A 12,176-nucleotide genomic window follows, 5' to 3' on the forward strand; every position below is an offset into this window, starting at 1 on the left:
GATGGTGGAAATGAAAGAGGTGAGGACTGCGATGGATGATATCGCGATCATTGTAGAAGGCAAGAACGACAGAAGCCGGCTGCGCCGTGTGCTTGCGGAGGAAACACCGATTTTCTGCACGATGGGCACGCCGGGCGTCAATCAAATCGAGAAGCTGCGCCGGCAGGTCGGCGACCGTCATGCGTACATCTTCACCGATAACGATGCTTCCGGCAGACGAATCAGGGGCATGCTGCGGGATGCGTTCCCGGATGCCGACCATATCCATACGCGGCGCGGGTTTCCGGGTGTGGAGAAAACGCCTGAGGAATACTTAATCGAGCAGTTAGAAAAAGCGGGCCTCGAGGAATACATCGTGTATCCTGCTCAAGGCACCGCCATATGGAGTAAAGAAGATGGTTTCTAAGGATTCAATCGTATAATAGCAGCAAACTAAACGTTCAGTACGAAAATTACAAGCGTAACCGTTACAATACTTAGCACAGTTGAAGCCAGAACAGCCTGTGAAGCAAACTCCTGCTCGTTGTCGAACTCCACTGCGAGCAGAACGCTGGAGAGTGATGTCGGAACGCTGGAGGAGACGATGAGCGCCTGCGCCATCAGCCCTTCGAGTCCGAGCATCCACACGACGGCAAATGCCAGGAGCGGTCCCAGCAAGAGGCGCATCGTGCACGAGATCAGCACTTCCTTCACCATGAAGCTGTGAACGGAAAACTTCATGCTCCCCAGCTGTACGCCAAGCGTAACAAGCGCCGTGCCGATAAAAGCATTAGCCGAATAATCAAGCGGTACGGATAAAGCATACGGGATCGGGATATGAAAACCTCGCATCAGAAACCCGAGCGGGATTGCATAGATGACCGGCTGCTTAAGGATCGTCCGTATAATCTCCTTACCGCTGATTCGATGCGCATTGACGCTGTAGATGCCGTAGGTGTTCGGCAGCAGCGCCTGCAGCATCATGATCAGCACTTGAATCGACAGCGTGTATGGATTCGAAGCGAATACAAGCTCATTGAGCGGAATGCCGTAGTTCGCACTGTTATAGAACAGCACGCTGTTGCGCATGGCCCCGCGCCTTCCTCCGGCAATTCCCCGCAGCCGAATGACCGCTTCCACACAAGCGTACATCAGAACCATGAATACAACGAAGAACAGCAGAACGGTCATCGCCGATTTCAGCGTCACTTCCGTCGTATACAATAATTTAAAAATAATAGCCGGCGAAAACAAGTAAAAGTTCAGCTTGGATAAGGTTTTGATGTCCAAAGAAAAAACCCGATGCAGTGTGATGCCTATAGCAATCATGACTGACAACGGGATGATGTTGTTCCATAATATCGATAAGAATATGACCATGCTACTCTTCAACCAATGCGTCTATGACGTTAACGATCTTCTCCGGACTTTGCGTTTCGTCGATCGAGCCCGTTAAATATTTGCGAACGACGCCTTTCCGGTCAACGAACGTAATGGTGTCCGTATGCGTGAACAGGTTCGTTGCGTCATCCTTGATAAGTCCCAGCCCAAAGTCCTTCATCAGCTGCTTCGTCTGTTCCTCGCTGTCTTCCCGGAGGAACGTCCAGCCGCTCATGTCGATGTCAAACTTCCCGGCGAATTTCCGCATCGCCTCTGCCGTATCACGCTTCGGATCGAAGGTGATCGACATGAATTCCACGTCTTTGCCGAAGGTTCCGTTCGCCTTCAGCTTGTCCTGCACCTGGGTCATCAGATAAGTCGTAGGCGGGCAGACGTCCGGACAATTGGCATAGAAGAAATAGATCACGCGTACTTTACCTTCCGAATCGTCAAGCGTTACTTGCTTGCCATCCAAATCCGTCAGCTGAAAGCTCGGCGCCTTCAAATTCTGATCCAAGTTCGGTTTCGCTTCCTTCGAGGAGGAAAGATATAAGTAAATCGCCATGACCAAACATAACGCCAGCACTGCAATTACAAATCCATATTTGCGTAAAATAGGCATGAATCGCCCTCCTAACCGATGCCGTTCGTATCGACGATCATGACCAGAAATACAATCATCAAATAGTTAATGGAAATAATAAAATTCGTTTTCGCCCATTTGTTGTTATCCTGCGCCTTGAGCCCGATCAACGTATGAACCAGCCAGAGCACGCCGCCTAGAAGCGAAATGATGAGAAACGCATAACCGACGTAGCCATATGTGAAGAACAGAATGCCGGTTGGAATCAAGAGCAGAATGTACGGATTCATTTGCAGCTTCGTGCGATGAATGCCTTTGATGACCGGCAGCAATGGGAAACCTGCCGCGCGGTATTCTTCCACCCGTCTGATTGCGAGCGACCAGAAATGAGCCGGCTGCCACAGAAACAGCAGTGCAAACAACAGCCATGCGCCTTCATCCACAACGCCGGTTACCGCGCAGTAGCCGATTACCGGAGGCATTGCACCCGAAACGCCGCCAATGGACGTGCTCCAAGTCGAAGTGCGCTTCAGCCACATGGTGTAAATGACGACATACACGAAAAACCCAAGCAATCCAAGCCAGCCGCTAATCGGGTTCACCAAGGTGAACAGCACGGTAACGCCTGCAATCCCTAGTACGATACCGTACACCAAAACGTTGGTCGGACTCAGTCGATTGGTCGGAAGCGCGCGATTCTTCGTGCGTTCCATCTTCTTGTCCAGCTCGCGGTCCCAATAATTATTAATGACACATGCCGATGCCATCGTAAGTACCGATCCGATCAGCATGTAGAGCAGCAGCAACCAATCAATATCCCATTTGGAAGCGACCCAAAACCCGCCAAACCCCGCGAAAGCATTCAATCGTACCAGGTTCGGTTTTGTCAGGGCCACATATTCTTTAAACACAGCCAGTCTCCCCGCTTCCAATGCCTATGAGTGAAAATTAACCCATCTTTTTTGTTTTAAAATCGTTCTTTATCATACCGAAAAAACAAGCTGTTGACAATGTTCGCGGTTCTTGTTCATGAATTTGACACCTAATGGAACCATTTTGCCCATATCTCAATACACTGTCAATGTGGTCAATGGCCTATGTGATCGAAAGGAAGTGGAACCCAAGCGAAATGGCAGCTATTAAATCCAACTCCGAAGAAGTCAAACTGCTTGCAAGGCTCCTCCGCGCGGAAGCTGAAGGCGAAGGCAACCAGGGTATGTTGATGGTAGGCAATGTTGGTGTCAACCGTGTGCTGGGAAACTGCATCGATTTCAAGAACATTCGCACCATTCAACAGATGGTATACCAGAGCCCCGGAGGATTCGAAGCAACTCAGAAAGGCTATTTCTATCAAGCTGCCAGAGACAATGAGATCGCGCTGGCCAAACGCGTCATAAACGGTGAACGCCTATGGCCGTCAACGAACTCCTTATGGTACTTCCGTCCTGCCGGCAGCTGCCCTCCAACATGGTGGGATCAGAGGCTCGTCGGTAAATTCAAGGCACACTGCTTCTATTCTCCGAAGCAAAGCGAGTGCCCGGCAGTTTATTGATGATCCCTTTAAAGTTGATAATGCGAAAGTGAGGAATTAATTCTTATGTCAAACGGTTATGGGTACAATTCAGCGGTTAGTCCAGCAAGTACGGGAGGATTTCCCGGAGGATACGGTTACGGCTACTATCAGCATCCGACAGCGACACCGATGCCGAGTCCGGTGCCAACACCTTTCGTAGCAGGTGCTTCCATGGCTCCGCCAATGGTACCAAGCGGTTCATTCGTTACACCTGCCGGCGGTAATGTCATTACCATTCCGGCTACCGAAGAGTCTTATGTAGAGAATATCCTGCGGATGAACCGCGGAAAAATGGCTACCTTTTATATGACGTACGAGAACAACCGGGAATGGAACGCCAAAGTATTCCGCGGTATCATCGAAGCCGCAGGACGCGATCATATCATTATCAGCGATCCGTCTACAGGAATGCGTTACTTACTGCTTACGCTAAATCTCGATTACGTTACATTCGATGGCCCGATTAACTACGAATATACGTTTAACGGCCAAACGATTACGAATACGACGCCGGTATCTACTCCGGTACCGACGGGCCGCTGATCGGCTTAAAGGTCCACGCATGGACTTTTGGGCTGCCGCCCGGCACCCACTGTGACATCGCATGCCATGAAGAACGCTCCCCGCAGCGTTCTTTTTTGATGTCCAGCGCTTCCTGCTCGCTCGCCGCTTCCCACACCTCCACGAAGAGCAGCGGCTGATCGGTGCCCTCATACAGCTTGAACGCCTCGCCATTGCCGGGCTTGTCCGCAATCCAGCTTCGATACAAGGCTTCGCTCTCGGGTGCAATATGATACTCCACAAAACAAATATACATGTGCGGCACATCCTTTCGGTAACCAAGTTAGTTCGCGTCGCGGCGGCCTATTCCGGCGTTAACAAATATTTAGTTATAATCGCCCACGATTCGGAAAATACTTAAGCGTACAAATAGAAGTATCGAGGTGAAACGGCTGTCGACTTCCCCCTTGTCGGCGCAGCGCGTTTCATTCCGGTGGAATATAGGGTTAGTATAAGGTGTAACACTTATTCTTTCTTATATTTACACAAAATGTGCATTTCCACACCAAGGCATATGCTAACACGAGGAGGTTCCCTGTATGGATAGCGGAACGCATTTGGTCATGGGACTGGGACTCGCGGGGCTCGCCTCTGTCGATCCGGCCGTCGCCTCCGACCAAACGCTCTATGCCGCCGTTCTGATCGGAACGGTGCTTGGATCGCAAGCACCCGATCTTGACGGATTGCTGCGCTTCAAGAGCAATGCGGCTTACATTCGAAACCATCGAGGCGCATCACATTCCCTGCCGGCCATTGGCATCTGGACCGCGCTAATCACCTTGCTGCTCCAAACGATATTTCGCTTTCAGCTTCCATGGCTCCATCTTGGGGGCTGGGTACTGCTCGCCGTCGTTGTCCATGTATTCGTCGATTTGTTTAATACGTACGGCACGCAGGCGATGCGGCCGTTCAATCAGAAATGGATTTCCTGGAACATAATCCATATCTTCGACCCGGTTATCTTCTTGGCCCATCTCATTGCGATTGTCATGTGGGGACTTAAGGTCGGGAATCCGCAAATTGTATTCCCGCTGCTCTACGCCTTCTTGATTGTTTATTATTGCTGGCGAACGGCAGCCCATTACGCCCTCCAGAAGCAGCTCGTTCGCATCGATACCGTACATGAGGCCGGCGACCGCTATATCCTGATCCCAACCATATCGCTATATGATTGGAATGTCGTGAAACGCCGCGCTGACGACTCCTTCCTAATCGGTGACTATCGGCATGGCAAGCTGCGCTGGATGGACCGGGCCAAATGCTCCGACCACCCTGCCGTTGAGAAGTCCAAGAACGATCATTCCATTCGTGCCTTTCTCTACTTCACTTCCTTCGCTTGTGCCGAAGTGCAGGAGCATCCTTGGGGGTATGAAGTTCGCTGGTCCGATGTGCGCTATCGTCATCGCAAGCAATATCCCTTTGTCGGCGTGCTGCTGATGGATACAGAGTTTAAAACATTAGGCTCTTACGTCGGGTGGTTAAGCGAGGATCGGCTGCAAAAGCGGCTGAGAATGAATACGTATTGACTTAAGGAAGCCTCTTCTTGCACAATAGAAGAGGCTTTTCGCTTGTTTCGTTTAGGAAACGGGTTCGAAAGAAACAATAAGTACGTTTGATTCTATAAACATAACAAAGCAGAAGCTCAAGGCTGCCCTTGAGCTTCTGCTGTTACTCTTCGGTATTTATTGTTCCTTTAACAGCGCTTTAACGGAAGTTGGATGATCCCGATAGTTGCTGTTCGGCGATTTGGACGAGTTTACGAGTGATGTATCCGCCCAATGATCCTGCGTCTCGAGTCGAGACGTTGCCATAGTAGCCATCTGAAGGAATTTGAATACCCAACTCTTGCGCCGCCTCATACTTCATTTGTTGAAGAGCTGCGGTTGCTTGCGGTACGACCAGCGTATTGCTGCTACGAGATTGTTGTCCTGCCATGTGGAATTTCTCCTTTCATCTCTTACGATGGTGTGTTGCAAACTTATTATGATTCGTTTGCGAGAAGAATATGCTAAAGTTTAAAAACAATTTTATAAGGTTAAGGAGAGTGCCTGAATGTCTAAGCCAATGGCCTTGTTTTTCGCGATTTTTTCGGTATTGCTCATGAGTGCCACAGCTATTTCCATTAGCTATAATGGGTGGGTTGCCGTGCTGATGTTCATATTAACCATCTGCAGTATCGGGGCAGGGTTTGTCGTGAATGCCAAAATGAAACGCCGCAAACAAGGATAAAATCTCCCTTGCTTGCGGCGTTAAGCTTTCTTACAAGTTGATAAACGTTAAGAACGAGGCAGAAGGAAGCCCATTCTCTCTTTCGCATCGCGAAGCGTCTTATCCGCAATGACCGACACGCGCTCTGCGCCTTGCTTCAGAATCTCATGAATTTCGCCTGAGCTGCGGATTTCCGCGTAACGCTGCTGGAGCGGCTCCAGCTTTGCAACAACATGCTCCGCCAAGTCCTTCTTGAACGCGCCGTAACCTTGCCCTTCATAACGCGCTTCGATTTCATCAAGCGTAACCCCCGCACAATGCGAGTAGATACTCATCAGGTTGCTGACTTCCGGCTTCTCGGCTGGATTGAACTTCACCTCGCGGCCGGAATCGGTCGTTGCGCGGCTGATTTTCTTGCGAATCACATCAGGCGGGTCAAGCAGCGCAATGTAGCTGCCCGGATTCGGATTGCTCTTGCTCATCTTCTTCGTGCCGTCATCGAGCGACATGATGCGCGCGCCGACTTTCTGGATATACGGCTCCGGAATGGTGAACATTTCGCCGTATCGCTGATTAAAGCGCTGCGCCAGGTCGCGCGTAAGCTCCAGATGCTGCTTCTGGTCGTCGCCAACCGGTACAAGGTCTGCATTGTACATGAGAATGTCGGCAGCCATCAGCGTCGGATAAACGAACAGTCCGGCACCTACAGAGTCTTTGCCTGTTGATTTGTCTTTGAACTGAGTCATCCGCTCAAGCTCGCCCATATAGGCAAGCGTTGTAAACAACCAGCCTAGCTCGGCATGCGCTGATACATGGGATTGCACGAATACGCTCGCTTTAGCAGGATCAATTCCCGCCGCGATGAATAATGCCGCAACCGATTCCGATTGCTCCCTTAGAGCTGCCGGCTCCTGCGGCACCGTAATCGCATGCAAGTCTACGACCATGAAGTAGCATTCATGGGTTTCCTGCAGTTTAACAAAGTTTTGAATCGCACCGATGTAGTTGCCGAGTGTCAATTGACCGCTTGGCTGAATGCCGGATAATACGCGTGGCATAGTCGGTTCCTCCCTTATGGTTGATTGGTTGTGAGCTGGAGTTGTAACAGCCAAAATTGAACGCAAAAAAAGCCCTCCGCCGCAAGGGACGAGGACCGTGGTGCCACCCTAATTTGTTTACGAGCAGCGGATGACTGACGCGCATCTGCTCTGCTTCGTAAACCTCAAGCTTCCTAACGAGAAGCGAAACGAAGACGCATACGGCAGGTCCCTTCGGACCGCTTTCCTCATCTCTGCTCAAGGATCCATTCGGCAGTCGGACGCATGCACCGGTTCGCACCCCCCACCGGCTCTCTGAAGCAGCAAATCCCCGCTTACTTATTCCCATCATTGCATTTACGTGAATTATACTCTCTCCGGATGAAATGTCAAGAGCGCTTTGCGCCTATTTTCAGATCGTCAAAATTGTCTCCGGGCGGCTGTCCTGCTTGGCCCACTTCGAGCATACCTTGTATCGTAGGGAATAGCCTGGCCTATCCCTCGCCTCGCCGAAAGGAGACCTCGAATAGCCATGCATGATTTCCAGCATATATTCATCAGCATTATTATAGAAGCCTTCCCGTTTATCCTGCTCGGCGTCTTCTTCTCAGCCCTTCTGCAGGTATTCGTCTCAGACGCGATGATCGCGCGTATAACGCCAAGTCATCCGGTTGCCGGCGTCTTATTCGGCTGCTTGCTCGGGCTGCTCCTGCCCCTGTGCGAATGCGGCATGATTCCGGTCGTGAGACGGCTGATTCGCAAAGGAATGCCTCCTTACATCGGAATGGTGTTTATATTCGCCGGTCCCATTATCAACCCCATTGTGTTCGCTTCAACGTTCAGCGCTTTCCGCTCCCAGCCCTCCATGGCTTATTCTCGGATCGGACTTGCATTTGTTGTGTGCATGCTGCTTGGATTGCTTATGGTTCGTTTCATGAAACGCAATCCGCTCAAGCTCGGCATGTATTCGTTTAGCGGAGGACGCTCCGGCGAGTCGGCTTACGGCCATAACTACAATTATGGCAGCTTAAACAGCGGTTTTCGCGAACGTATTCACGCCACCTTCAACCATGCCTCCGATGAGTTTTTTGATATCGGCAAATATTTGATCATCGGCGCCTTCCTGACGGCTATTGTACAATCCGCAGTTGATCCAACCGTACTCCTCTCACTCAGCGAGCATCCGGCAGCTGCGAATATCTTTATGATGGGGGCCGCATTCGCCTTATCGCTATGCTCCACCTCGGACGCTTTTATCGCCTCGTCGTTTCATGGAATCTTGGGCCCCGGGGCATTGCTGGGGTTTCTGGTGTTCGGCCCGATGGTAGATGTGAAGAGCCTGCTGATGCTGTTCTCCGCTTTCCGCAGCAAGGTTATTATCGCGATCAGCTTGTATCTGGCAGCTGCCGTATGGCTATTGTCCATCGTGACAGAGAAACTCATATTCAGACAATAAGGAGGCGTGGATATGATCTCTACCGCCCAGCGCCGAGCCATCGTCCACCATCTGATCAGAAGCTGCATCCTCGCTTGCTTCGGTGTGTTCATTATCTATTTGGTCCGGACAGGAAGCCTGCTTCAATACGTGGAGCCTGCCCTAAGCCTCTATGTGAAGCTCTCCGCAATGGGTCTCTTCGCAACGGCCATCTACCAGCTTCATTCCGCATGGGACAATTGGCGCGGCGTTGATGCAGCCGCATGTGACTGCAACCACGACCCATCCTCCTCCACGATTGCAAATGTATTCTACTATGGCTTATTCTTGCTTCCGCTCGCACTTGGCTTCCTGATGTAATCGGAGAAAATTGGAAAAAATTACATTGAAAATTATGCCAGCGGGATCGTATAAAAGCTTCCAGCGAATCCATACTAAGGGTACACAAAGGAGGTGATTACGATGGCTTCCAACCGCAGCAGTGGTTCGTTGGTCGTACCCGGGGCTAGCGCAGCGCTTGATCAAATGAAATACGAAGTAGCAAGAAGTCTTGGCATTTCTTTCGCACAAGACGGATACTATGGCGACATGTTAACTCGTGATGCTGGTTATATCGGCGGTAACATTACTCGCAGACTAGTTGAAATTGCAGAAACGCAACTTGCAGGAAGAGCTTCGCGTTAATCCGCCGCATTTTGGCAAATAAAAAGCTGCCCCAGAGTGCCGAGGCAGCTTTTTGCTGTGTCTATTAAGGAGCATCCCGGAAAGAATGCTGTGCGAATTTAGGTGTATAACGGAACATGCTGCTGGCCATATTGTAGTTGCTCTCGAACAGTATGCTCGCCGACCAGGCGCCTGTGCCCGTGCGAACCGAGAAATCGTACATGATTTCTCCGTGCGTCCAATTCCGCTTCAGCTTGATGGAATCGATCGCCATCTGTCTGAAGGCTTGTATCTGTTCTTGCGTCATTCCTTGCTCGGACTGCCCAATCTGACCGTTTCTGCTTTCAATCGGATGATGACGAATGCCATATTTGCCGACCGCATTATTTCGAATTTGAATGATTACAGTTCCGGCTTGAGCGTTAAGAAGCTCATCAGCCAATTGCTTGAAGACGAAGTCCACTTGTCGAGTTAAAGGCATTGCGTCCAAATTCATAGGTTTCCGCCTCCGAGATCCTGTATTTAGATGAATTTTCCAAGTCATCCAATAGGCCCATTATAAGACAAGATTTTCGATCGCACAATAATAATTATACAAAAACATTACAAACTTTTAGTTCTTTCGACATCTACCTTACAATCGTTCCTCCTTCTTTCGACACAATCATCCTGTTGTAGACGAATATAGACAAAAAGTACTGTGGTGCTATAATATAACTATTCCATATAAAGGAGAGCTTCCACGATGCAATGGTTCCATTCTTTATCTATCCGAAATAAGCTCCTTGTCGGCTGCTACACGATTGTAGCTACATTTTCCATCGCGCTGTTGCTTGGCCTTGCACTTACTGGCGGAAGTCTCATACTGGGATTAGTCATCATTGTACTTGCCGCAGCTGCCACGTTCCCTCTTGTCAGGGTTATTGAGACAGCGCTTACATCATCGATCGATGAAATGACCTCCATCGCATTCGGTATCGCGAAGGGCGACTTCACGCAGAAGGTGGATGTATCCTCATCCGCTTCGCTCGGCGAGCTTGGCCATTCCTTCAACAGCATGGTAGACAAGCTTCGTGACATTCTGAAAGAAACCTCGACCATTTCAAGAATCGTGAATGATACAAGCCGCAGCATCTTTGATAAAAATATCGATTTAAAGAAAGTGATGGAGCAAGTAGCCGCATCTGCCGGCGAGCTTGCCACCGGGGCGAATCAAATTTCCGAGGATGTCGGCGACATGGCGGACTCCATCCGTGAAATCGAGGACAAAGTGTCCTCTTACGCACACTCCACGAAAGTGATGAACGAACGCTCCGAACAGACGCTAAGTTTGGTTGAGCGCGGACGGCAAGCGGTTGAGAGCCAATCGACAGGGATGTCCCGCAACGTTGAAGCAACCTCTCAGGTATCCGAAGCTATTGAAGAGCTGGCACGCAAAGCAGCCGGCATCTCCGCGATTACCCGCACCATCTCGGACCTGGCTGAGCAAACGAACCTGCTGTCGCTGAATGCTTCCATCGAGGCGGCGCGCGCCGGCGAGCATGGCCGCGGATTCGCAGTCGTTGCGCAGGAAGTGCGCAAGCTTGCAGAGGAATCCACTTCCTCGACCAAGGAAGTATTCAACCTGGTTCGCAGCATCGACACCGGCGTAAAACAAGCCATCCAGAACATTAAAGTCAACGAAGAGGTTGTGCAGCTCCAAATGAAGATGCTTCAGGACTCTGAAGTAATATTCTCAGAGCTGGTTACAAGCGTTGAGTTTATTACCGAGCAGATTGCACAGTTCTCCGGCGAGAGCGATCAAATGATGGAGAGCGCCCGTAAAATTTCAAGCGCCATCCAAAGCATCTCTGCCATTACACAGCAATCCGCAGCAGGCACTGAGGAAGTATCGGCTTCGATGAACGATCAAATCGGCTCCGTGCAGGCCGTGGTTACGGAAACCGAGAAAATGCAGCAGACGGTTATGCAGCTGCAGCGTACGATGTCGATTTTCAAAATCTAGTTCACTACATATTAAACCTAAAGAAGACCTCCCGCTCCAGCCATCTCTGGTTGAATCGGGAGGTCTTCTGTTGTAGCGGATGGAAATCTAGGATAGCCCTTGAGTGTAATCAAATCCGACCGCTTGCAGGAAAGCTCTTGCGAGCACCGCATGACCGGCTTGACTCGGATGAACGCGATCCCATGCAATCGTTGCCGGGTAGATATGCGCCATGACCCGGTTAAAGGCAGCCTGAGTATCCACAAACAACGCATCATGCTTAGCTGCTATTTCACGAACGATCGCGCCGTAACGATCCATCTGAGCTCTCATGGCATCGTTTGGATTCGGTTCAAGGTAGAACGGCGTCATCAATACGAGCCCTTTCAGCTTCGGCCTTGTTTGTACGACGAGTTCTTCTAAGGTTGCCGCGTACTCTTCCGGGTACACATGCGACTCTGTAATCAGAGGTGTATCGAATTGACGCCACACGTCATTGGTACCGATCATAATCGACAGCCAATCCGGCTTCTGATCCAGCACATCCGTCTGCCAGCGCGCCTTTAAATCAAGCACTGTATTTCCGCTCGTTCCGACGTTGACAACGCGAATGCCGCGTTCCGGATAGGCTGCAGTCAGCAACGCATCCACTTGGCCTACATACCCTTTGCCTATCGCATCGAACAGCCCTTCTCCTACAGGCCGCGCTCGGCCGCAATCTGTGATGGAATCCCCAATCATAACCAGCTTATCCTTCGCCTCTAACAACATGG

At 50.5% G+C, this 12,176-nt stretch carries 17 protein-coding genes and 1 other annotated feature; of the genes, 9 read left to right on the forward strand and 8 right to left on the reverse strand.

Annotated features, from left to right (window positions below; genetic code table 11):
* The first annotated feature begins 31 nt into the window (after positions 1-31).
* Complete coding sequence (locus I8J30_RS06185) at positions 32-406, forward strand: DNA primase (protein ID WP_091221147.1); 375 nt, start codon at positions 32-34, stop codon at positions 404-406.
* A gap of 26 nt (positions 407-432) precedes the next feature.
* On the opposite strand, the gene I8J30_RS06190 is transcribed toward I8J30_RS06185, so the two are convergent.
* Genes I8J30_RS06190 through cyoE form a run of 3 tightly spaced genes read right to left on the reverse strand, consistent with a single transcriptional unit; the run spans position 433 to position 2,853 of the window.
* Entirely contained in the window at positions 433-1,359 is a 927-nt protein-coding gene (locus I8J30_RS06190) for an AEC family transporter (protein ID WP_210656405.1), read from the reverse strand.
* Between the two features lies 1 nt (position 1,360).
* The gene (locus I8J30_RS06195) at positions 1,361-1,981 is read right to left on the reverse strand and encodes an SCO family protein (RefSeq protein ID WP_210656407.1); all 621 of its coding nucleotides are present in this window, start codon (positions 1,979-1,981) and stop codon (positions 1,361-1,363) included.
* 11 nt (positions 1,982-1,992) lie between these two features.
* Positions 1,993-2,853 carry a heme o synthase gene (gene cyoE, locus I8J30_RS06200; protein WP_210656409.1) on the reverse strand — a complete coding sequence of 287 codons (861 nt, stop codon included), beginning with the start codon at positions 2,851-2,853 and terminating at the stop codon, positions 1,993-1,995.
* A 218-nt stretch (positions 2,854-3,071) separates the two neighbouring features.
* Between cyoE and I8J30_RS06205 the strand changes: the two genes are divergently transcribed.
* On the forward strand, positions 3,072-3,494 hold the full coding sequence (locus I8J30_RS06205; protein ID WP_210656411.1) for a cell wall hydrolase: 423 nt from the start codon (positions 3,072-3,074) through the stop codon (positions 3,492-3,494).
* A gap of 45 nt (positions 3,495-3,539) precedes the next feature.
* Positions 3,540-4,058: a spore coat protein GerQ gene (gene gerQ / locus I8J30_RS06210; RefSeq protein ID WP_210656413.1), complete on the forward strand. Its 519-nt coding sequence runs from the start codon at positions 3,540-3,542 to the stop codon at positions 4,056-4,058.
* Here gerQ and I8J30_RS06215 read toward each other — a convergent pair.
* Positions 4,033-4,332, reverse strand: coding sequence for a hypothetical protein (locus I8J30_RS06215; RefSeq protein ID WP_210656415.1), 300 nt, complete (start codon positions 4,330-4,332; stop codon positions 4,033-4,035). The genes gerQ and I8J30_RS06215 overlap by 26 nt on opposite strands.
* A 283-nt stretch (positions 4,333-4,615) precedes the next feature.
* On the opposite strand from I8J30_RS06215, the gene I8J30_RS06220 reads away from it, so the two are divergent.
* Positions 4,616-5,602, forward strand: a complete 987-nt coding sequence (locus tag I8J30_RS06220) for a metal-dependent hydrolase (RefSeq protein ID WP_210656417.1) — start codon at positions 4,616-4,618, stop codon at positions 5,600-5,602.
* A gap of 178 nt (positions 5,603-5,780) precedes the next feature.
* On the opposite strand, the gene I8J30_RS06225 is transcribed toward I8J30_RS06220, so the two are convergent.
* Positions 5,781-6,011, reverse strand: coding sequence for an alpha/beta-type small acid-soluble spore protein (locus I8J30_RS06225; protein ID WP_091221170.1), 231 nt, complete (start codon positions 6,009-6,011; stop codon positions 5,781-5,783).
* 117 nt (positions 6,012-6,128) lie between these two features.
* On the opposite strand from I8J30_RS06225, the gene I8J30_RS06230 reads away from it, so the two are divergent.
* A complete protein-coding gene (locus I8J30_RS06230; protein ID WP_143111647.1) occupies positions 6,129-6,305 on the forward strand; it encodes a DUF5325 family protein in 177 nt (58 codons plus the stop codon).
* 47 nt (positions 6,306-6,352) lie between these two features.
* Here I8J30_RS06230 and trpS read toward each other — a convergent pair whose 3' ends face one another.
* Positions 6,353-7,342 carry a tryptophan--tRNA ligase gene (trpS, locus tag I8J30_RS06235; protein WP_210656419.1) on the reverse strand — a complete coding sequence of 330 codons (990 nt, stop codon included), beginning with the start codon at positions 7,340-7,342 and terminating at the stop codon, positions 6,353-6,355.
* Positions 7,343-7,423: 81 nt separating this feature from the next.
* Positions 7,424-7,682 (reverse strand) — a binding site (T-box leader).
* A gap of 171 nt (positions 7,683-7,853) precedes the next feature.
* Here trpS and I8J30_RS06240 point away from each other — a divergent pair.
* From I8J30_RS06240 to I8J30_RS06250, 3 genes are all read left to right on the forward strand, one after another.
* The gene (locus I8J30_RS06240; RefSeq protein ID WP_210656421.1) at positions 7,854-8,777 is read left to right on the forward strand and encodes a permease; all 924 of its coding nucleotides are present in this window, start codon (positions 7,854-7,856) and stop codon (positions 8,775-8,777) included.
* A gap of 12 nt (positions 8,778-8,789) precedes the next feature.
* On the forward strand, positions 8,790-9,116 hold the full coding sequence (locus I8J30_RS06245) for a DUF1980 domain-containing protein (RefSeq protein ID WP_210656423.1): 327 nt from the start codon (positions 8,790-8,792) through the stop codon (positions 9,114-9,116).
* 102 nt (positions 9,117-9,218) lie between these two features.
* On the forward strand, positions 9,219-9,440 hold the full coding sequence (locus I8J30_RS06250; protein ID WP_091221180.1) for an alpha/beta-type small acid-soluble spore protein: 222 nt from the start codon (positions 9,219-9,221) through the stop codon (positions 9,438-9,440).
* A 64-nt stretch (positions 9,441-9,504) separates the two neighbouring features.
* Here the strand turns inward: I8J30_RS06250 and I8J30_RS06255 are convergent, their stop codons facing one another.
* Positions 9,505-9,915: an O-methyltransferase gene (locus I8J30_RS06255; protein WP_210656425.1), complete on the reverse strand. Its 411-nt coding sequence runs from the start codon at positions 9,913-9,915 to the stop codon at positions 9,505-9,507.
* Positions 9,916-10,164: 249 nt separating this feature from the next.
* Between I8J30_RS06255 and I8J30_RS06260 the strand changes: the two genes are divergently transcribed.
* Complete coding sequence (locus I8J30_RS06260; protein WP_091221185.1) at positions 10,165-11,424, forward strand: methyl-accepting chemotaxis protein; 1,260 nt, start codon at positions 10,165-10,167, stop codon at positions 11,422-11,424.
* Positions 11,425-11,511: 87 nt separating this feature from the next.
* On the opposite strand, the gene I8J30_RS06265 is transcribed toward I8J30_RS06260, so the two are convergent.
* Positions 11,512-12,174: an SGNH/GDSL hydrolase family protein gene (locus I8J30_RS06265; protein ID WP_210656427.1), complete on the reverse strand. Its 663-nt coding sequence runs from the start codon at positions 12,172-12,174 to the stop codon at positions 11,512-11,514.
* Positions 12,175-12,176 lie beyond the last annotated feature (2 nt).

Source organism: Paenibacillus lignilyticus (genome assembly GCF_017942085.1).
In the GTDB taxonomy this organism is placed as follows: domain Bacteria; phylum Bacillota; class Bacilli; order Paenibacillales; family Paenibacillaceae; genus Paenibacillus_Z; species Paenibacillus_Z lignilyticus.